We start from the raw sequence: 20,100 nt of genomic DNA, 5'->3' as shown, positions 1-20,100 counted from the left end.
CTCCACAACCGGGCCCGCAGGCCCGGGTTTCAGGTTGAAGGGATCAGAAACGGTAGCGCAGGCCAATCATGCTGGCATTCTGCGAGCCGCCGGCGGGCGGCGAAATGCCGGCGCCGACCGACGCTGCGTACTGGGCATTGGAGCTGTTGTCGATATGGGCCAGCTGCAGGTAGGTCGCAAAGTCCTTGTCGAAGGAATAGAAGCCGCGCAGCACGATCAGGCTGCCATCGCGCCCCTGGTCCTTGTTGAGGATGCGCTGGAAGCTGCCGTCCACCGAGATGCGGGTGGTGATCGGATGGGCGCCTTCCACGTAGTAGATGTCCGACTTCACCTGCGCCGCAGCGGCATCCACCTTGCGGCCCAGCCAGCCGACGCCGATCTTGCCCTGGCCCAGCTTCACGTAGCCGCCAAGCGCAGTGCGGGTATCGGTGTCGCCGGAACTCGTGAAGGGAATCGCCGCCGTACCATTGAAGAAGGACGCGGCAGCCCCGGTGCCGCCATGCTGCACGTCGGTGGCCGCCGCCAGGCCGAAGCGCTCGTCGTCGTAGCGGATCATCGCCGACCAGCCCTTGCAGGAATTCGCGTTGCCGGCGATCTCGCCGGCGCAGGTGCCGGACGACGGCGTACCGCCCTTGGTGTCGCGGCCGGCGCTGTAGTTGATGCCCATCGACAGCTTGGAGAAGGTGCCGCGCCACGCGATGCTGTTGTCGAAGCGGGCGCTCGGCAGGTAGTAGTCGAAGGAGCCGAGGCCATAGATGTTGGGGCCCAGCAGGTCCGAGCTGTCCATGCCGAACAGCAGCATGGAGTACTGGCGGCCGAAGGTGAAGGTGCCCACCGGCGTGTCGATACCGGCGTACAGCTGGCGGCCGAAGAGGCGCCCGCCCTGGCCCAGCGTGCCGTCATCCATGTTGAAACCGGCCTCGGCGACGCCGATGGCCTTGTAACCCTCGGTGAGCTCCTTCACCGCCTTCACGCCAACCCGCGACGCGATGGTGCCGGTGACGCTCGGCAGGCGGTTGAGGCTGCCCTTGTTGCTGCCCTGCTGCACGTTGCTGATGTGCTCGTAGCCGCCGTCGAGCGCGCCGTAAAAGCTGAGCTGCGGCGCGCCCGGCACTAGGCTGGCGACCTTCGCGCCGACGCTCGTCGCGGGAGCTGCAACCGGCGCCGCGGCAGGCGCGGCAGCCTGGGCGGCACGCAGGCTTTGCAGTTCAGCGAAGATCTTCTGGATCAGCACCTTTTGTTCGGCCACTTCGCGCTTCAGCGCATCGTTCTCCGCGTCGGCAAAGGCCGGTAGCGCGGCGCCGAGGCTGCAGGCGGCCAGCACGGCAACGGCCAGCGGGCGCTGCCAGGTGTTGAAGGTTTGTGCGGTGTGACGATTTATTGTTTTCATCGTGGGTCTCCTCCTTGGTCCGACATCGAAGCCGGAATGGTTTTGCCCGTACGGGCGCCTTCACGGGGCGACAGTCGCCATTCCATGAATCCTTGGGACGCACCCACCCCGGGCCGGTCCGCGACGGGTCAGGTCGGCGGCGCGGCCCCAGCGGGCGCGTCAGATAGGGAGCTGGCCGGGCTTGCCCGGCGTCGGGTCAGCGGGCTATTCGCATAGCGCGCGGTAGTCCTCGGGGATCGCCACCGCACGGATGCGCAGCGGATCCTCCGGGTCCTGGCGGGCAAAGACGCGCACCTCGCGGCCTTCGCACAGCACCGTGTCGCCGCGGCGGGCGACGTGGCGCATCACGAAGCTCTTGGTGTTCCAGGCCTCCACCGAAGAGTCGATCTCGATGTCCTCGCCGTAGGTAGCCGAGTTCATGAACTTGGCCTGGGCATCCACCAGCGGCGTGCCGATGATGCCCCGCTCGGCGGTGGTGTCGCGCCAGCTCGGAACGCCGCAGGCGGTGAAGAACTCCCGGCTGGCCGTGTCGAACCACTTGAAGTAGTTGGCGAAGAAGACGATCTGCGCCGGATCGCAGTCGCTGAAGGCGATGCGCAGGCGGTGGGTGTGGCTGCGGGCCATTGTCGCCTCCCTACTTCGCCGCCAGACGGGTTGCCCCGTCGAGGCGGATCGTCTCGCCGTTGAGCATCACGTTCTCGACAATGTGCTTCGCCAGCGCCGCGTATTCGGCCGGCTGGCCAAGGCGCGGCGGGAACGGCACCGACGCGCCCAGCGAGGCCTGCACCTCGGCCGGCAGCGTGTGCATCATCGGCGTGATGAACAGGCCCGGCGCAATGGTCATCACGCGGATGCCGTGGCGCGCCAGCTCGCGGGCGATCGGCAGCGTCATCGCCACGATGCCGCCCTTCGACGCCGCGTAGGCGGCCTGGCCGATCTGCCCCTCATAGGCGGCGACCGATGCGGTGTTGATGATCACGCCGCGCTCGCCATCGGGGCCGGCCTCGCCCTTGCTCATCGCGTCGGCGGCCAAGCGGATCATGTTGAAGCTGCCCACCAGGTTCACATGGACCACCTTGGCGAAGGCGTCCAGTGCCAGCGGCCCCTCCTTGCCCAGCACCTTGGCGGCATTGCCGATACCGGCGCAATTGACCAGCCCGTGCAGGCCGCCGAAGCGGCTGACCGCCAGCGCCACGCAGGCCTGGGCACCGGCCTCGTCGGCCACGTTGGTGCGCTGGAAGGCGGTACGCTCGCCGAGCTCGGTCACCAGCCGGTCGCCGAGTTCGGCGTTCAGGTCGGCGATCACGACATGGGCACCGGCAGCGTGGAAGGCCCGCACGGTGGCTTCGCCGAGGCCCGAAGCCCCGCCGGTGATGATGAAGCTATGGTTGTGAAGCTGCATTGGCTGTGTCTCCGTATGTTGTTCTCGTGGGGGCGCCGATTCCCTGTGGGGGCGAATGAATTCGCCCCCACAGGGAATCGATATGCCCGCACAGGCCGAGGAAGCCTGCCGGTCAGGCGCGTTCCAGCAGCACCGCCGCGCCCTGCCCGCCACCGGCGCAGGCCGAGGACACGCCGTACTGCTGGCCGGCCTCCTGCAGTTCGCGGGCGACGGTGAGGGTCAGGCGCACGCCGGAGGCGCCGAGCGGGTGGCCGATGGCGATGGCGCCGCCATGCACGTTGGCCTTGTCCCGGTCCAGTCCGAGTTCCCGCTCGCAGGCCAGGTACTGGGCGCCGAAGGCCTCGTTGATTTCAACGCGGCCGATGTCGCCGACGCTGATGCCCGCCTTGGCCGCCGCCGCGCGGATGGCCGGTGCCGGGCCGATACCCATGATCTCCGGCGGCACCGCCACCACCGCACCGCCGACGATGCGGGCCAGCGGCTTGAGGCCGTGGGCGCGCACCCAGTCGCCGCGGGCGACGATCACCGCCGCCGCGCCATCGACGATGGCCGAGCTGTTACCGCCGGTCTGCACGCCGCCGAAAGCCGGCTTCAACTTGTTGAGTGTTTCGAAGGAGGTCGGGCGCACGTGGCCGTCGCGCTCGAAGCGGGCCAGCCGGTCGGCCAGCTTGATGCCACGCGGCTTGTAGCCTTCCAGTTCCCAGGTGACGTTCTCGACGGCCGTCACCTCGTCGGCGAACCAGCCGCTCTCCCAGCCAGCGCAGGCGCGGGCGAAGCTCTGCTCGGCGAAGCGATCCACCTCTTCGCGGCCGATGCCGTAGCGGCGCGCCAGATTCTCGGCGGTGTCGCCCATGCCGATGCCGGGCGCGGTGTCCTTGGTGGCTTCCCACAGGAAGTCGCGGAAATCCACCTGCCCCATGCGGAAGCCGGCGCGGTGGGTGTAGGCCGCCACCGGGTTGCGTGACATGGACTCGGTGCCCACCGCCAGCACCACGCTGGCCTTGCCGAGGGTGATCTGGTCGGCAGCGGTCAGGATGGTCTCGAAGCCGGTGCAGCACAGGCGCTGCACCAGCAGCGCCGAGGCCAGCGGATTGACGCCCGAGTACAGCCCGATGTGGCGCGGCAGGAAGTAGGCGTCGAAGCTCGACTGGGCCATGTTGCCGGCGATGATGGCGTTCACCTCGCTGGCCGGAATGCCGCTCTTGGCGAACAGCGCACGGGCGGCGCAGATGCCCAGATCGGTAGCGGAGGCGTCGCGCAGCGGGCCGGCGTAATCGGCAAACGGTGTGCGCTGGCCGGCCACCAGCCAGATGTCGTCGTAGGTGGTGCCGAGGGCAGCCGCTTCGGAGGCGGCGAAAGCGTGGGTGCTCATGTGCGGGGTCCTTGTCCTTTGCGCTGGAGGAATTCGCCGATACGGCCGGCCACTTCGGGGCTGGTTTGCGTGAGTGCGGCGGTGAGGGATTCGACGAAGAAGCCGTCGTCGGTAGCCATGTTGTCGATGCGGGCGATGGCCGAGCACATCGCCCAGTTGGCCATCGGTGCGTTCTCGGCGACGCGGGCGGCAAGCTGCTGTGCCTTGGCCAGCGCCTCGCCCTTGCCGACCACGTAGTGGGACAGGCCCAGGCGCTGCCCCTCCTCCGCGTCGAGGATGCGGCCGGTCAGCATCATTTCGCACATGCGGCCCGGCCCGATGATCTTGGCCACCCGCACCGACGCGCCGCCGCCGACGAAGATGCCATGGCGGCCTTCGGGCAACTGGTAGATCGTGGTCGGCTCGGCGACGCGGATGTGCGTCGCGGTCGCCAGTTCCAGCCCGCCGCCGATCACAGCCCCGTGCAGCGCGGCGATCACCGGGATGCCGCCGTGCTGGATGCGGTGGAAGATGCGGTGCCACCACTGGGAGTGCTGCATCACACCGAAGGGCTCCCGGTGCTGGTGCTCGGAAAGGTCGAGGCCGGCGCAGAAATGGTCGCCCTCCCCGGCCAGGATGATTGCCCGGGTGCCCTCCGGCGTCGCCGTCAGGGCTTCATCCAGCGCCCGCAGCAGGCGGTCGGACACTGCGTTGCGCTTGGCCGGCCGTGCCAGGGTGATCGTGTAGATGACGCCATCCTGCGACGTCTTGACGAGTTGTTCACTCATTGCTGTTTCCTCTTGTCGTTCTTGTCCGTCTTGTCGCGGCCTACACCGCGCCGTGCACCGTGATGACGGTCTTGTCGGGCACGTCGGCGTACAGGTAGGCCACCAGGTCAGCGCGGCGGTTGAGCACCGCACGCTGGTTGATGTAGCCCTTGTCGGTGATCTCGCCGGCCTCCACCGACGGCGGTTCGGCAACGAGCAGCGCCCGCGCCGGATAGGTGGAGGTGCCGCCGCCCAGGTTCTTCATCATCGCCATGCCCTGGCGCACGCGGGACAACACCGGCGGGTTGGTGAGCACCTGCTCCACCGGCGCATCCGGCGGCAGGTTCGGGCACAGGGTCCGGCACTCGGGAATGTTCGGGAAAACCAGGAAGCCGATCTCGTCCCGGTCGTGGCCGGTGACGACGATGTCCTGGGCCACCGGCTTCAGCGCGTCGATGCCGGCCACCCGCAGGGAGCCCACATGCACCCAGGTGCCGGTGAGGAGCTTGAAGTCCTCACCGACACGGCCGTCGAAGACCAGCCCGAGGGCCGGGCGGACCACATCGACGAACTCCACCGCATCGCCGATCATGTAGTAGCCCTCGTCGTCGAAGGCCTTGGCGGTAACGTCCGGCTGGCGCCAGTAGCCGGGGAAGACGTTGGGGCCCTTGACCCGCACCTCCATCTTGTCGGCGGCAGGCACCAGCTTCAGCGCAGTGCCCGGCACCGGCACACCGATCACGCCGGAGCGCACCGCACGGAAGTGGCAGTCGGTGGCCATCGGCCCGGTCTCGGTGGCGCCCCAAGACGACACCATCAGGATGCGCTTGCCGGTGGATTCCTCCGACAGGTCTTCCAGCGCACTCCACAGGTGGTTGGGCAGCGCCGCGCCGGCGTAGAAGATGAACTTCAGGCGGCGGAAGAAGTTGTCGCGCAGCACCTTGTCCTCGCGCAGCAGCGGCACCAGCATGTCGTAGGCGCGGGGCACGTTGAAGTACACCGTCGGCGAGACTTCCTTCAGGTTGGCGACGGTCCTGGCGATCTGGGCCGGCGTCGGCTTGCCCTCGTCGATGTAGAGCGAGCCGCCCCAGCGCAGCACCATGTTGAAGTTGTGGTTGCTGCCGAAGGTGTGGCTCCACGGCAACCATTCCATCAGCACCGGCGGCTCCTCGGCCAGCACCGGCCACATCAGCTCCTTGGCCTTCTGGTTGGAGCACATCATGCGCTGGGTGTTGATGACCGCCTTCGGCGTACCGACCGAGCCGGAGGTAAACAGGAACTTGGCGATGGTGTCCGGCGTGATGCGCGCGAAGGCCGACATCACCGCCGCCTCGTTGGCCTCCCCTTCCAGTTCGGCGAAGGGAATCGTGCCGTCCACCCGCGCGCTGCCGCCGCCGGCCACCACCACGCCGTTGTGCAGGTGGCGGATCGCCTCGATGGCCGGCAGGAAGCGCTCCACCGGGTCGGCGTAGATCACGCCGGGGCGCAGCAGCTCGATGTTGCCCTTGAGCTTGGCGTGGTCCTTCGACAGCAGCGAGTTGCCGGACGAGATCGCGCAGGACGGCACGCCGATGTGCATCGCGGCAAGCATCAGCAGCGCGTGCTCGATGGCGTTGTCCGACAGCATCACCACCGGCCGCTCCGGCGACAGGTTCTGGCCGAGCAGCCAGCTGGCGATGCGGACCACGCGCTGGCGCGCCTCGCCGTAGCTCACCTCGATCCACGCCCCGTCGGCGCCGCGCTGGGCGAGGAACATCCGCTCCGGCGTGACGCGGGCCCAGTGCTCCAGCCACTCGCCGACGCAGCGTGCGTAGGTGTCGGGCAGCGGAATGCCCGAGCGCAGGATGCGCGTGCCGTCGGCGCGGGCCTCGATCAGCACCAGCGGCTCGGTGAACATCGGCCGGCTGAGTTCGGTGATTTCATTGAGCATGTTCATCGCCCCATCCTTACTTGGTGAGCAGCGTATAGGCGCCGCCGACCACGTGGATCAGCACCCGGCCGCGCTGATCGAGGCCGAAGTGGTCGGTCGGGCTCATGTTGTAGACGCCGTGGGTGGCAACCACTTCCTTGTTGCTTTCCAGCGCGTCGCGCAGGGCCTTGCGGAATTCCGGCGTGCCGGGCTTGGCCTTCTTGAGGGCCACCGGCACCGCCGCCTCGATCAGGCGATAGGCATCGAAAGCATGGCCAGCGAAGGACACGAAACTGCCGGCGCCGTACTTCTCCTCGTACTTCTGCACGAACTCGATGCCGAGCTTCTTGGACGGATGGCTGTCGGGAATCTGCTTGGCGGCGACCACCGGGCCGACTGGCATGATCACGCCTTCGGCGGCCTTGCCGGCGACGTTGAGGAAGGTCTGGTTCACCGCCGCGTGGGTCTGGTAGATCTGGCCCTTGTAGCCGCGCTCCACCAGCGCCGTCTGCGGCAGCGCCGCCGGGCTGCCGGAGGCGGCAACGAGCACTGCGTCGGGCCGCGCCGACACCAGCTTGAGCACCTGGCCGCTGACCGAGGTGTCGTTGCGGGCGTAGCGCTCGACCGCCGCCAGCTTGATGCCGGCCTGGGCCAGCAGCGGCGTGACGACGTTGAGCCAGTCTTCGCCATACACGTCGGAGAAGCCGATGAAGCCGACGCTCTTCACGCCGCGGGCCTTCATGTTGTCCACCAGCGCACCGGCCATCAGCGCGTTGTTCTGCGGCGTGCGGAAAACCCAAGCGTTCTTGTCGGCCGGCACGTTCACCGGCGAGATGGCGATCTGCGGCGTCTTGCTCTCGAAGGCCACCTCGGCGATGGCCACCGAGGCCGGCGTGCTGGCCGAGCCGACCAGCACGTCCACCTTGTCCTCGGAGACCAGCTTGCGGGCGTTCTTCGACGCCGCCGACGGGTCGGTGGCGTCGTCGAGGACGATGTACTTCACGTTCTCGCCGGCGATCTTGGTCGGCAGGATCGCGAAGACGTTCTTCTCCGGAATGCCGAGGGACGCCGCCGGCCCGGTGGAAGACAGGGAGACGCCGACGGTGATGTCGGCCAGCGCGGCCTGGCTGATCAGCAGCGCGGCACCGGAAAACACGGCGGCGAGTTTCTTCATCCTCATTGTTGCTCCTTTGGTCTCATGCGCCCCTTTGTTGGGGCGTGGTTTCTGGGTGAGCGGGTCTTGGCGCCCGGCTTCGTTTTGGATTGCTGTTGTCCTTTTACTTGCTGGTCACGTCGCCAGCATGTCCTGGTGCTTGCCGCCGAGGCCCAGGTAGGCCTCGATAACCCGCGGGTCGTCGCGCAGCTGGTCGGCCGGACCTTCCATCGCCACCGCGCCGGTTTCCAGCACGTAGGCGTAGTCGGCCACCGCCAGCGCGGCGCGGGCGTTCTGCTCGACGAGCAGGATCGACACGCCGCGGCGGCGCAGCTCGGCGATGATGCGGAAGATCTCGCGGGTGATCAGCGGCGCCAGCCCCAGGCTCGGCTCGTCGAGCATCAGCAGCTTGGGCTTGGCCATCAGCGCGCGGCCCACCGCCAGCATCTGCCGCTCGCCGCCGGACAGCGTGCCGGCGGCTTGGCTGCGGCGCTCCTTGAGGCGCGGGAAGAGGCTGAAGACCTCCTCCATGGTGTCCCGGTACTTGCGGTCGCCGCTGCGGTAGCGGTGGAAGGCGCCCAGCTCCAGGTTGTCCTCCACGCTCATCTCGCCGAACAGCTCGCGCTTCTCGGGCACCAGGCTCATGCCGCCGGCCACCAGGCGCTCCACGTCGGGCGCCACTTCCAGCTGGCCGTCGAAGCGCACCTGGCCCTTCGATTCGAGCAGGCCGATGATCGCCGACAGCATCGTCGTCTTGCCGGCGCCGTTGGGCCCGATCACCGTGACGATCTGCCCTTCGCCAACGCGCAGGCTGGCGTTGGTGAGCGCTTCAACCTTGCCGTAGGCCACGCACAGCTTGCTGACTTCCAGCACGTTGCGGGTCGTCGTGTTCATCACTCCACACCCCCCAGATAGGCTTCCAGTACGCGCGGGTTTTGCTGCACCTCGTCGGGCAGGCCTTCGGCGATCTTCTGGCCGAACTCCATCACCACCACGCGATCCACCAGCCCCATCACGAAGTCCATGTCGTGCTCCACCAGCAGGATCGCCATGCCTTCGCCGCGCAGCTTGACCAGCAGCTCGCCGAGGGCCTGCTTCTCCTTCAGGCGCAGGCCGGCGGCCGGCTCATCGAGCAGCAGCAGGCAGGGGTCGGAAGCCAACGCCCGGGCGATCTCGAGGATGCGCTGCTGGCCGAGGGCCAGGCTGCCGGCTTCGGCGTGCATGAATTCGCCGAGGCCGACGCGCTCGATCTGGTAGGCGGCTTCGCGCAGCAGGCGGCCCTCCTCGTCCCGGTCCATACGCCAGGCGGCCGGCAGCACGCCGCGGCTGCCGCGCAGGTGGGCGCCGAGGGCAACGTTCTCCAGCACCGTCATCCGCGGCAGCAAGCGTACGTGCTGGAAGCTGCGGCTCATGCCGAGGCGGGCGATCTCCCGCGAACCGTGGCCGGCGATGGCTTTGCCGCGGAACAGCACCTCGCCGGAGGTCGGCGTATCGACGCCGGACAGCTGGTTGAACATGGTGCTCTTGCCGGCGCCGTTGGGGCCGATCAGCGCGAGGATCTCGCCGGCCTTCACGTGCAGGTTCATGTCGTTGTTGGCAACGAGGCCACCGAAGCGCCGGGTCACATTCTTCGCTTCGAGAATCACCTCGCCGGCGGTCGGCATGGCCTTGCGCGGCAGCGGCTCGGCGGCGGCATCCACGTGGCGCACCGTGCCGCGGCTCGGCGCCAGGCGGGCGATCAGCGGCCACAGGCCTTCCCGCGCCCGCTGCAAGAGCACCACCATCAGCAGGCCGAAGATGATCGTCTCGAAGTTGCCTGACGCGCCGAGCAGGCTCGGCAGCCAGTCCTGCAGCCACTGCTTGAGCAGGGTGATCACGCCGGCGCCGACGATGGCGCCCCACACCTGCCCCGCCCCACCGACCACTGCCATGAACAGGTACTCGATGCCCACATGCACGCCGAAGGGCGACGGATTGACGAAGCGCTGCAGATGGGCATACAGCCAGCCGGATGCGGCGGCATGCAGCGCGGCGATGACAAAGATGATCATCCGCGAGCGGGAGGTATTCACGCCCATCGCCTCGGCCATCACCATGCCGCCCTTCAGCGCGCGGATCGCCCGCCCTTCGCGGGAATCCAGCAGATTGCGGGTGGTCAGCACGGCCACCAGCAGGAAGGCCCAGATCAGGTAGAACAGCTCGCGGCCCTCGTCCAGCTCCCAGGCGAACAGGCTGATCGGCGGGATGCCGGTGAGGCCGGTGTGGCCGCCCAGGGTGTCCATCGTGCCGAACAGGAAGTACAGGCTGATGCCCCAGGCGATGGTGCCGAGCGGCAGATAGTGGCCGGACAGGCGCAGCGTCAGGGAGCCGAGGATCAGCGCGACGGTGGCGGTGAGCAGCAGGCCGACCACCAGCGCGGCCCACGGGGACGACGCCCAGGCCAGCCAGCCGGGCAGATCCGGGCTGGTGGTGAGCACCGCCGTGGTATAGGCGCCAAGGCCGACGAAGGCCGCCTGGCCGAAGCTGGTCAGCCCGCCGACGCCGGTCAGCAGCACCAGGCCGAGGGCCACCATCGCCGCCAGGCCGATGTAGTTGAGGAGCGTCACGTAGAACTCGGGCAGCACCGCCGGCGCCACCGCCAGCAGGGCCAGCAGCACGAGGGGCAGGCTGAGGGCGAAACGGGTGGCCGGGGCCGAGCCGGTGGTAGGCAGCAGCGACACGGCTGCATTGCGGACGGGGGCGTTCATTCTTCTTCCTCCACGTGGTGGCTGGTGAAGGAGCGCCACATCAGCACCGGAATGATCAGCGTGAAAACGAAGACTTCCTTGTAGGCGCTGGCCCAGAAGGACGAGAAGGACTCCAGCACGCCGACCAGCAGCGCACCGGCGGCGGCGATGGGATAGCTGGCGAGGCCGCCGACGATGGCCGCGACGAAGCCCTTGAGCCCGATCAGGAAGCCGGTGTCGTAGTAGATGGTGGTCAGCGGCGCGATCAGGATGCCCGACAGCACGCCGATGAAGGCCGCCAGCAGGAAGGTGAGCTTGCCCGCGAAGACCGGCGAGAAGCCCATCAGGCGTGCCCCATTGCGGTTGATGGCGGTGGCGCGCAGAGCCTTGCCGTACAGGCTGCGCTCGAAGAACAGCCACAGCCCGCCGATCAGCGCCGCCGACACGGCGACCACCCACACCTGCTGTCCGCTGACCGTCAGGCTACCCAACGCAAATTGGGCATCGGAGAAGGCCGATGTGCGTGCCCCTTCCGCGCCGAAGAACAACAGGCCGAGGCCGACCATCGCCACGTGGATCGCCACCGAGACGATCAGCAGGATCAGCACCGGCGCTTCCGCCACCGGTTGATAGGCGAGCCGATACACCAGCGGCCCCAGCGGCACCAGGATCGCCAGCGTGAGCGCCGACTGCACAAGCACCGACTGACTGGCCGGCAGCGTGTAAAGCAATACGACCAGCGCCAACGGGTAGCCAAGACACCAAGCGAAGCTGGCTGCCAGCCCCGCCCGGCTGCCGCCACGCAGCGCCTTCCAGCCGTCCAGCCCGGCAGCCAGCGCGCCGAGCACGACCAGCAGCCACAGGGTGGCGGGCACCTTGCCCTGTTGCAGCATGGCCATGGTGAGCGCCCCGTAGGCCACGTACTCGCCCTGGGGAATGAAGATGACGCGGGTCACGGCAAACACCAGTACCAGCGCCAGGGCCAGCAGCGCATACACCGCGCCGGAGGTGATGCCGTCCTGGGTCAGGATCAGCGCAATGTCCAGTTCCATCAAAGCCTCCCCGACCTGCCGGCGCCGCGGACCATGCCGCGCCACGTCCGACCCCGCAGGGGAACCGATGAAACCGGAGCTTGAGAGCTCGGTCTCGGGCACATCTGTTGTCTCCTCACATTCCTGTAAGTGGAACCGGACGGCGGCTTGTGCCGCTCTTTTCCGGTAGGCGCTGCCTTATGTCTGCAGCGTGATGTCACTGTAGCGTTCACTAACTACCCTGTCAAACACTTGGATAACTAATTAGTTAAAATAGTCGGAAGCGCTCCAGCGGCCTTCGCGTGGGGGCAGCCCGTCGATCCGGGCTGCAAGCTGGCGGGAGCGACCAACAGACCGCCGCTGGTTTAGACTGCAGGGACTGGAAAGGCACGACAGATGGCAACACAGCAGGAAACACCCACCGCCCCCGCGCAGGACAGCGAAGCGGCGATTCTCGAACTGGCCCGCCGCGAACCCGAGCTCGGTCAGGCCGCAGTCGCCCGGCGGCTGCAGGAACAGGGCTACCGCATCTCCCCGTCCGGGGTCCGCTACATCTGGCAGAAGCACGACCTGGAAACCACGGTGAAACGCCTCAACGCACTGGCCGCGGACTCCGCCGAGGGTGTGGAGGCGCTGACCGAGAGTCAGCGCGAGTTGCTCGAACGCAGCTCCGTCACCGCGCGCCTGCTCCACCCCGGAGGAGAAGGCGGCACCGAGGCGGACGAGCCGCTGGAGCGCAGCGAAGTCATCATCAACGCGGCAGCCGAGCTGTTCAGCACCGCTGGCTACGACCGGACGTCGATCCGCGACATCGCCAGCCGCGTCGGCCTGCTGCCGGGTTCGATCTACCATCACTTCCCGTCGAAGGAAGAGCTCTATATCGCCGTCCACCGGGAGGGCTTCCGCCGCGTGCTGAAGCGCGCCAAGGCCGCCGGCGAAGGGATCTCAGACCCGTGGGAACGCCTGCAGCGTGCCTGTGAGATCCACGTGCACGGAATGACCGAAGGCTCACCGGTAGACCGCATCACCGGCACCAACCTGGCACTGATCGGCAACGACGACATCCAGGCGCGCATCCAGCCCTTCCGCGACGAGTACGAGCAAGTCTTCCGCGAGCTGATCGACGCACTACCAATGCGCCCCGGGGTCGACCGCAAGCTCTTCCGCCTGACCCTGCTGGGCAGCATGAACTGGGTCTACCTCTGGTACCGTCCCGGGCTGCGCACGCCCGCCCAGATCGCCTCGGCCATGCTCGACATGATTCGCGACGGGGTAGGTCCGGACACCTCGGGTGACAAAGCCTGACACTGCGGGCGGGGAATTGCTCACGAAGCCCTCGTATAACTTACGGCATAGGGATAGAGCCAATTTATAATTTGGGGGCCCCAAACTTGCCGCACCCGATTCCGTGCCCTCCTTCTGTTGCCCCTGCGTGCCCTGCACCGTGCCCCACGGCCGGAGCACATCGTGCTGAAACTCCGCCTCCCCCGCCGACAGGCCAGGCGCCTGCCGGTCCTGGCCTGGCTGACCCTGGTGCTGGCATCCGGCGCCGTCGGCGTGTACTGGTGGCGCGTGGACGTCTTCTATCAGCAGCTGGAGAGGGATACGCTGGCCCAGATCAACCTGCGGGCGACGGAACTGGCGTCGGCAGTGGCCGCGCACACCGAAACGACCATCCGCAGCGTGGACCTGGCCCTGCGCCACCTGCGCGATGAATATGCTGCCGGGCGGGACATCGACGCGACGGTGCGAACGATACGCGAGAGCTTCCCCCCCGATGCGATCGTTCAAGTGGCGGTAATCGCGCCGGACGGCTACCTCAGAAAGACCAGCATCGGGCGTTTCGAGCGGACCTACCTGGGGGATCGCGAGCACTTCCGCGCCCACCTGGACAGCCCGGACGACAACCTCTTCATCAGCCGCCCCGTGCTTGGGCGCGCCTCCGGCATGTGGTCGATCCAGTTCACCCGACCGATCCGCCACAATGGCGAGTTCGCCGGCGTCATGGTGCTGTCCATCGCCCCACAGTACTTCGCTGACAGTCACCAACAGATCGAACAGGGCGGCCGTAACGTGGTCTCCCTGTTCCGATCCGACGGCAGCTACTTGGTGCGCACCCCCAAGCTGCTCGAGGCAATGGGCAAGCGCGTGCCCGCCGACCGCCCTTTCCTGCGGGCTGACGCGCCTTTGCAGGGTGGTTTCCGGGTCTACGCCGCCTTCGACACGATCGCCCGCACCTACGCCTGGCATCGCCTCGCCAACTACCCGGTCGTGGTCAATGTAGGCCTTGACGAGGACGTGCAGCTGGGCCGCCTCCGTACCGACATCGAGCGCTCCCATCTTCGCACCGCCATCGGTGGCGCGATCGTGCTGCTGCTGGCTGGGGTGGTCTCGCAGCTGCTCCGCCGCGCGGCCCGCCAGCAGGAGGCCTTGGTTGCCAGCGAGCAACGCCATCGCTCCTTCTTCGAGAAGAACGTGTCGGTCAAACTGGTGATAGACCCGGAGAACGGCCGCATCGTCGATGCCAACCCCGCCGCGCTGCGCTATTACGGCTATCCGCGGGAGACCCTGCTCGGCCTGCGCATGCACGATCTCAACGGCCTGTCACCGGAACAGGACCGCTTGGAGATGCACAAGGCCCTGCACGAGGAACGCATGTTCTTCACCTTCCGCCACCGTCTTGCCAACGGCAGCGAACGCGATGTGGAGGTGTATTCCGGACCGGTGGAAGTGGCTGGCAGGTCGATGCTGTACTCCATCGTCCACGACGTGACGACCCGCCGCGAACTGGAGCTACGCCTGGCGGAAAGCGAGGAGCTGCATCGCAACCTGTTCATGACGGTCGCCGACGGCATCACGGTGATGAGTCGCGAAGGGATTGTCGCGGCCTGGAACGAAGCCGCGTTGAGCATCCTCGGGGTGGACGCGGACGGCATCCGCGGGCGCGCTTACCAGATGTACGACGCCAGCGGCACTCAGCTGGCACTCAGCGACTACCCTTCGTCCCTCGCCGCCCGCGGGGAGTTCGTCGACCACCAGCTCTACAGCGTGCAACACCTGGACGGCCGGCATGTGTGGATCACCGTCAGCAGCCGCCCGCTCAGGGTCGGCGGCACAAGCGAAGGCGCCGCGGCCGTGTTGTCCTTCTCCGACATCACCCAGCTGGTGGAGGCCGAGGAATCCCTGCGCGTCGCCGAATCGGTTTTCGAGGTGGCCAGCGAGGGCATCATCGTCACCGACGCGAAAAACCGCATCATCGCGGTGAATCCGGCCTTCTCGGTGCTGACCGGCTACCCGGCCGGCGAGGTACTCGGCAAGCGGCCCTCGGTGCTCGCCTCCGGCATCCACGACGGCGCCTTCTACAGCAGCATGTGGCAACGCCTGGAGCACGACGGGCGCTGGGAAGGCGAGATCAGCAACCGACGCAAGGACGGGCGTCTCTACATTTCCTGGCTGCGCATCAACGTCGTGCCGGAACGGCTCGGCCACGGCAAACGCTACGTCGGCCTGTTCAGCGACATCACCGACCGCAAGCGCGAAGCCGACGCGGTCTGGCGGCAGGCCAACTTCGATGCCCTCACCGGACTGGCCAACCGCAAGCTGCTTGAAGACCGGCTGCAACAGGCCATCGCCCGCGCCCACCGCAGCCAGACCGCCGTGGCCGTGCTGTTCATCGATCTGGACCGCTTCAAGCCGATCAACGACACCTACGGCCACGCCGCCGGTGACGAACTGCTGCGCCAGGTCGCCCGCCGCCTGGAGAACAGCCTGCGCGACGAGGACACCGTCGCGCGGCTCGGCGGCGACGAATTCGTCGCCGTGCTGCCCGACCTGCGGATCGAGGACTTTCCCAGCCGGGTCGCCGAAAAGATCGTATCGGTGCTCAACGAACCCCATCGACTCGGCACCGATATCGTCGATGTGTCGTGCAGCGTCGGCATCAGCCTCTTCCCGAAGGACGGTGACACCCCAGGCAAGCTGATCGCCGCCGCTGACGCCGCCATGTACGGCGCCAAGCAGGCCGGACGGGGTACCTGGCAGCGGGTCTAAGCCCGCCCTGCGCTACGCCGCAGCAATCAAGGCGAGGTGACGGGACGGCTCACCGGCAGCACGACGGTGAAGGTGGAGCCCCGGCCCGGCATGCTGTCGACCTCGATGTGCCCCCCATGGCGCTCGACAATGCCGTAGCAGAGGGACAGCCCCAGCCCGGTCCCCTTCCCCACCGGCTTGGTGGTGAAAAATGGGTCGAAGATCCGTGCCAGGTTCTCGGAAGGGATGCCGCAACCGGTATCGCTGATGGAAATCCGCACCCTGTCGCCGTCGGCGCGAGTGCGGAGGGTAATCGTGCCATGGGTCTCGATGGCCTGGGCCGCGTTGACCAGCAGGTTCATGAACACCTGGTTGAGCTGGGACGGCAGGCACTCCACCAATGGCAGTTCGTCGTAGTCGCGCACCACGTCGGCCTTGTACTTGATCTCGTTGCGGACCACGTTGAGCGTACTGTCGATGCAGCCATGCAGATTGGTCCATTCCCGGACACTCTCGCCAACCCGCGAGAAGTCCCGCAGATCCTGCACGATCACCCTCACCCGCTCCGTGCCCTCCAGCGACTCCTCGATCAGCGGGGCCATATCCTCGCGCAGGAAGTCGATGTCGGCGGCACGCCTGGCCTGCTCCAACCGGGCCGCCGTCTCGGTGTCCGCCTGAAAGCGTTTGGCGCAGGATTCGTAAATCGCCAGTACGTCCAGCAGCTTGGCGGCGTAATCCTTGAGCGTACCGAGATTGGAATTGACGAAGCAGATCGGGTTGTTGATCTCATGGGCCACGCCCGCCGCCAGTTGGCCAATTGAGGCCAGCTTTTCCGACTGCAACAGCTGGCAATGGGCATCCTCGAGTTGGCGGATCAGCACCTTCTGCTCCTCCTTCTCGCCCTCCAGCGCCGCCTGGGTGAGCTTGTGCTCCTCTATTTCCCGCTCCATGCGTGCCTTGGCCTGTTGCAGTTCCCGGTTCATCGCTTCGTTCTTGCGCAGCGCGATCTCGAGCTCCTGCGTCCGCCGGCGGACCTGCTGCTCCAGCAGCAAGGTGTTCTGGAACATGCCGAAGCTGGTGGTCTGGGAGTTCATCGACTGTTCGGCGCGCTTGATCAGTGCCGCCACCACCTTGTTGAGCCGGACAATCTCCGCCTTCAGGGCCTCCTCCCCCTGCACCACGTCGCGCTCAGTCATGGCCGACCGCCCGGTATTCGCCGATCGCCAGCCCGGTCAGGGTCTGATTCACATGCACGCCCCAGAACTGCTCGCCATAGGTGCAGAAACCGACGCAATGCGCCTGGCGGTACGTCTCGTCCACCACGGGCTTGACTCCCCGCTGCCTCATTTCCAGGTTGCGCAGAACGCAATCGAAACCCAGTGTGAGCTGGGGCTCTCCCAGCGCATCGCGAATACCCTGGAAGGTCTGCTGCACATCAGCCAGCAGATCGGTTGCCCGCGCCACACGGAAGACCAGGCCCTCCTCGATCGCGCAGTAGAAGGTCAGGCTGCCGTCCGGATTGACGCTGCGGATCGAGCGCACATAGTCCGAACCGTTGATGACCACCACTACGGGCACCGCCGCAAAAGCGTCAGGGCGCAAGTCCTCCACGCGGACACCGGCGATCCGGGCGTACTCGCTGGCCGCCGGCAGGCCATTGATCTCCTTGACGATCCGCTGCCCCGCATCGGCAGCCGTGACCACCAGGCGCTCATCCAGGCATTCGAAATGCTGGGTCTTGAATACATGAACCGGGCAATCGGTATGGGCCACCACCAACGCCGCAGCATCCTCGTGAAACGCGCCGTCAAAATAAACCTGAGTCCTCGCAAAGCGCAGATCATCACCGGCCGAGCCGCCCACCAGCGGCAGGTTGCCGATACCATCCTGGAACGCCCGCGCGACCAGTTCTTCACGCACCGACAGCCCATCCACCAGCATCAGCGCAAAGCCGTTACGGCGGCCACCATCCCGGACCTCGAGCGCGTCGTACAAGGAGTAGGCAAAGCGCCGTCCGGCATCCAGGTCGAAATCGGCAAGCCCGCCCAGGAGGCCCGCATGTATGGAGAAATGGGCACTGGCAAAACTCGCGCCCACGAGACTCCATTCCCGGTATCCGAGCGGACCGATCTCACCGGCGGTCGTGCATCCCACCACGGTCACGCCTGGAAAAGAGGCTCGCATCTCAGCCGCCAGCACATCCAGGTCGTAATGGCTCGAACAGAAAAAAATCACCGCCGACATGTCCGGCTGGACGACACCCGCGTGGAACTCACGGACGGCAACGGCGGCATCAACGGCGCTGGACTGGGCGGAACGACAGGCTTGAACGACATCCATGAACGGCATCTCTCGACAACAGGGGCCGCATACCCCTACGGCGCCACTCTGCCGAAAGCACCTGCCATTGGGAAGGACCTATTCCGCGCCGGAATCTACGGCCGCGAAGCCCATACTCTGGGTGATAATTCGACCCACCGCCCCAACGCTGCCCCATGATCGCGCGCAAATACCTCTATCTCATAGCCCTTGCCCGGGAACGGCACTTCGGCCGCGCTGCCGAAGCCTGCCACGTATCCGCGTCGACGCTGTCCGCGGCGATCCGTGACATCGAGCATGAACTGGGGGTCACCATCGTTGAACGCGGCCAGCAGTTTTCCGGCCTGACCCTAGAAGGCGAGCGGGTACTCGAATGCGCCCGCCAAATGGCCGCCCGCGCCGAAGGCCTGCACCAGGAACTCGCCCAGTTGCAGGACGGCCTGTCCGGCCGGCTACGGCTCGGCGTCATTCCCACCGCCCTGACCGCAGTTGCGGCCCTCACCGCGCCCTTTGCGCGGCGCCACCCGCATGTGGACATCGAAGTGCTGTCGATGAGCACCCAGCAGATCATCGCCGGGCTACGCAGTTTCGAACTGCACGGCGGCATCACCTACCTCGAGGCGGCGGCAGCGGACCTGTCGGCCACCCCTTTGTGGTGCGAGAACCATGTGCTGATCACCCCCGCAGACAGCCCCCTCGAGCGGCGGGAATGGGTCACCTGGCAGGAGGCCGCCCAACTCCCCCTGTGCCTGCTGCCCCCCAACATGCACAACCGCCAGACCATTGACAACGTGTTCGCCACCATCGGCCACAAGCCACGGCCAACCCTGGAGACCGACTCCATCGTCAGTATCCTGGCCCATGTGGGCGCCGGCCACTGGTCGAGCATCGTGCCGCGCGCGGTGCTCGAGTTAATCGGCGTTCCCAACGGCGTCCGCGCCTACGATCTGCGCGAACCGGTCGTAGAATGGGCTACCGGCCTGCTCCTGCTCAATCGCCAACCGCGCTCGCCGATGGCCGAGGCCCTGCTCGCCGAAGCACTTCGGCTGGGAGGTTAGAGGCCTGCGGCAGGGCCGCCTACTACCGGGAGGACGTGATCGATGAAACCCCTGTTTTCGAACACCCTCGTCACCCTGCTTCTGCTCACCGGTCCATTTGCCACGACCGCGGCGGCAGATTGCGGCCGACAGCATGCACCACCCTTCATCAGCGGCGGCATAGGCGAAGATGAACGCCTCGACATGCGGGTCGTCGCCTGCAACTACAACCTCCGCCTGGTTTTCGCGCAGGCCGGCAGTGGTGCCTATCTGGCGGCGGTGCGCGTCCGCATCGAGGATGCGACGACCCATGCCCGACTGATCAATACAGTCGCCAAAGGACCGTTCTTCTACGCCTCACTCCCCCCCGGCAGCTACGACGTACGCGTCCGATACCGCGGCCAGGTGCAGGAGCGAAATTTCGTCATCCGCGACGGCAACACACGCACCAGCCATTTCTACTGGCCCTGAGCTGCACACGAGACATCCCCAGCGCAAAAACAAAGCCCCTGCCGGTTTCCCGGACAGGGGCCTCGTCATCGACAGCCGGGTCAGGCCCGGCACATCGAGAGGGTCTTACACTTCGACGGTATCGGCGACTTCAACGAAGGCCGGGATCTGGTCGAAGTTCATGTAGCGGTACACATCGGCCGCCTTGGCGTTCACCGCCTGAACCTTTTCCTGGTATTCAGCGACGGTCGGCAGGCGGCCCAGCAGGGCAGCGATAGCGGACAGTTCAGCGGAAGCCAGATACACGCGGGTGTCGATACCCAGGCGGTTCGGGAAGTTACGGGTCGAGGTGGACACCGCGGTGGAACCCTTGCGGATCTGCGCCTGGTTACCCATGCACAGCGAGCAGCCCGGCATTTCCATACGGGCGCCGGCCTTGCCGAGGACGCTGTAGTAGCCTTCTTCGGTCAGGATCAGGGCGTCCATCTTGGTCGGCGGGGCGATCCACAGGCGAGCCGGGATGTCGCTCTTGCCGT

At 66.9% G+C, this 20,100-nt stretch carries 17 protein-coding genes; 4 read left to right on the top strand and 13 right to left on the bottom strand.

Annotated features, from left to right (window positions below):
• Positions 1–43: 43 nt before the first annotated feature.
• The 10 genes from ACE3RX_RS20390 to ACE3RX_RS20345 all read right to left on the bottom strand — a co-directional run bounded on the left by ACE3RX_RS20390 (position 44) and on the right by ACE3RX_RS20345 (position 11,750).
• Complete coding sequence (locus ACE3RX_RS20390; RefSeq protein WP_374486804.1) at positions 44–1,390, bottom strand: porin; 1,347 nt, start codon at positions 1,388–1,390, stop codon at positions 44–46.
• Positions 1,391–1,594: 204 nt separating this feature from the next.
• The gene (locus tag ACE3RX_RS20385) at positions 1,595–2,014 is read right to left on the bottom strand and encodes an acyl-CoA thioesterase (protein ID WP_374486803.1); all 420 of its coding nucleotides are present in this window, start codon (positions 2,012–2,014) and stop codon (positions 1,595–1,597) included.
• Between the two features lie 10 nt (positions 2,015–2,024).
• A complete protein-coding gene (locus tag ACE3RX_RS20380) occupies positions 2,025–2,792 on the bottom strand; it encodes a 3-hydroxyacyl-CoA dehydrogenase (RefSeq protein ID WP_374486802.1) in 768 nt (255 codons plus the stop codon).
• Positions 2,793–2,904: 112 nt separating this feature from the next.
• Positions 2,905–4,164, bottom strand: coding sequence for a thiolase family protein (locus ACE3RX_RS20375; RefSeq protein WP_374486801.1), 1,260 nt, complete (start codon positions 4,162–4,164; stop codon positions 2,905–2,907).
• Positions 4,161–4,931, bottom strand: coding sequence for a crotonase/enoyl-CoA hydratase family protein (locus ACE3RX_RS20370; RefSeq protein ID WP_374486800.1), 771 nt, complete (start codon positions 4,929–4,931; stop codon positions 4,161–4,163). Before ACE3RX_RS20370 ends, ACE3RX_RS20375 begins: the two co-directional genes overlap by 4 nt.
• A gap of 40 nt (positions 4,932–4,971) precedes the next feature.
• Complete coding sequence (locus ACE3RX_RS20365; RefSeq protein WP_374486799.1) at positions 4,972–6,846, bottom strand: feruloyl-CoA synthase; 1,875 nt, start codon at positions 6,844–6,846, stop codon at positions 4,972–4,974.
• A gap of 10 nt (positions 6,847–6,856) precedes the next feature.
• Positions 6,857–7,999 (bottom strand): ABC transporter substrate-binding protein, encoded by a 1,143-nt coding sequence (locus ACE3RX_RS20360; RefSeq protein ID WP_374486798.1) that lies wholly within the window; start codon positions 7,997–7,999, stop codon positions 6,857–6,859.
• Positions 8,000–8,107: 108 nt separating this feature from the next.
• Positions 8,108–8,866, bottom strand: a complete 759-nt coding sequence (locus ACE3RX_RS20355; protein WP_374486797.1) for an ABC transporter ATP-binding protein — start codon at positions 8,864–8,866, stop codon at positions 8,108–8,110.
• Complete coding sequence (locus ACE3RX_RS20350) at positions 8,866–10,719, bottom strand: ATP-binding cassette domain-containing protein (RefSeq protein ID WP_374486796.1); 1,854 nt, start codon at positions 10,717–10,719, stop codon at positions 8,866–8,868. Before ACE3RX_RS20350 ends, ACE3RX_RS20355 begins: the two co-directional genes overlap by 1 nt.
• Complete coding sequence (locus ACE3RX_RS20345; protein WP_374486795.1) at positions 10,716–11,750, bottom strand: branched-chain amino acid ABC transporter permease; 1,035 nt, start codon at positions 11,748–11,750, stop codon at positions 10,716–10,718. The genes ACE3RX_RS20350 and ACE3RX_RS20345 overlap by 4 nt, the downstream gene beginning before the upstream one ends.
• Before the next feature lie 375 nt (positions 11,751–12,125).
• Here ACE3RX_RS20345 and ACE3RX_RS20340 point away from each other — a divergent pair, with 375 nt between their 5' ends.
• Both ACE3RX_RS20340 and ACE3RX_RS20335 read left to right on the top strand, forming a co-directional pair.
• Positions 12,126–13,034 carry a TetR family transcriptional regulator gene (locus tag ACE3RX_RS20340; RefSeq protein WP_374486794.1) on the top strand — a complete coding sequence of 303 codons (909 nt, stop codon included), beginning with the start codon at positions 12,126–12,128 and terminating at the stop codon, positions 13,032–13,034.
• A gap of 162 nt (positions 13,035–13,196) precedes the next feature.
• Positions 13,197–15,779 carry a diguanylate cyclase domain-containing protein gene (locus tag ACE3RX_RS20335; protein ID WP_374486793.1) on the top strand — a complete coding sequence of 861 codons (2,583 nt, stop codon included), beginning with the start codon at positions 13,197–13,199 and terminating at the stop codon, positions 15,777–15,779.
• A 26-nt stretch (positions 15,780–15,805) separates the two neighbouring features.
• Here ACE3RX_RS20335 and ACE3RX_RS20330 read toward each other — a convergent pair whose 3' ends face one another.
• Together ACE3RX_RS20330 and ACE3RX_RS20325 are read right to left on the bottom strand one after the other, a co-directional pair.
• A complete protein-coding gene (locus tag ACE3RX_RS20330) occupies positions 15,806–16,954 on the bottom strand; it encodes a histidine kinase (RefSeq protein WP_374486792.1) in 1,149 nt (382 codons plus the stop codon).
• On the bottom strand, positions 16,947–18,098 hold the full coding sequence (locus tag ACE3RX_RS20325) for an FIST N-terminal domain-containing protein (RefSeq protein ID WP_374486791.1): 1,152 nt from the start codon (positions 18,096–18,098) through the stop codon (positions 16,947–16,949). The genes ACE3RX_RS20330 and ACE3RX_RS20325 overlap by 8 nt, the downstream gene beginning before the upstream one ends.
• Positions 18,099–18,253: 155 nt before the next feature.
• Between ACE3RX_RS20325 and ACE3RX_RS20320 the strand changes: the two genes are divergently transcribed.
• Together ACE3RX_RS20320 and ACE3RX_RS20315 are read left to right on the top strand one after the other, a co-directional pair.
• Positions 18,254–19,135: a LysR family transcriptional regulator gene (locus ACE3RX_RS20320; RefSeq protein WP_374486790.1), complete on the top strand. Its 882-nt coding sequence runs from the start codon at positions 18,254–18,256 to the stop codon at positions 19,133–19,135.
• Positions 19,136–19,177: 42 nt separating this feature from the next.
• Positions 19,178–19,585 (top strand): carboxypeptidase-like regulatory domain-containing protein, encoded by a 408-nt coding sequence (locus ACE3RX_RS20315; RefSeq protein ID WP_374486789.1) that lies wholly within the window; start codon positions 19,178–19,180, stop codon positions 19,583–19,585.
• Between the two features lie 105 nt (positions 19,586–19,690).
• Here the strand turns inward: ACE3RX_RS20315 and ACE3RX_RS20310 are convergent.
• On the bottom strand, positions 19,691–20,100 hold a 410-nt coding region (locus ACE3RX_RS20310; RefSeq protein ID WP_374486788.1), incomplete at its 5' end, for an aconitase family protein.

Origin of the sequence: Zoogloea sp., from assembly GCF_041914405.1 — a bacterium.
GTDB lineage: Bacteria > Pseudomonadota > Gammaproteobacteria > Burkholderiales > Rhodocyclaceae > Zoogloea.
The sequence above is the reverse complement of the archived record's forward strand: the minus strand, read 5'-3'. Positions and strand labels throughout refer to the sequence as shown.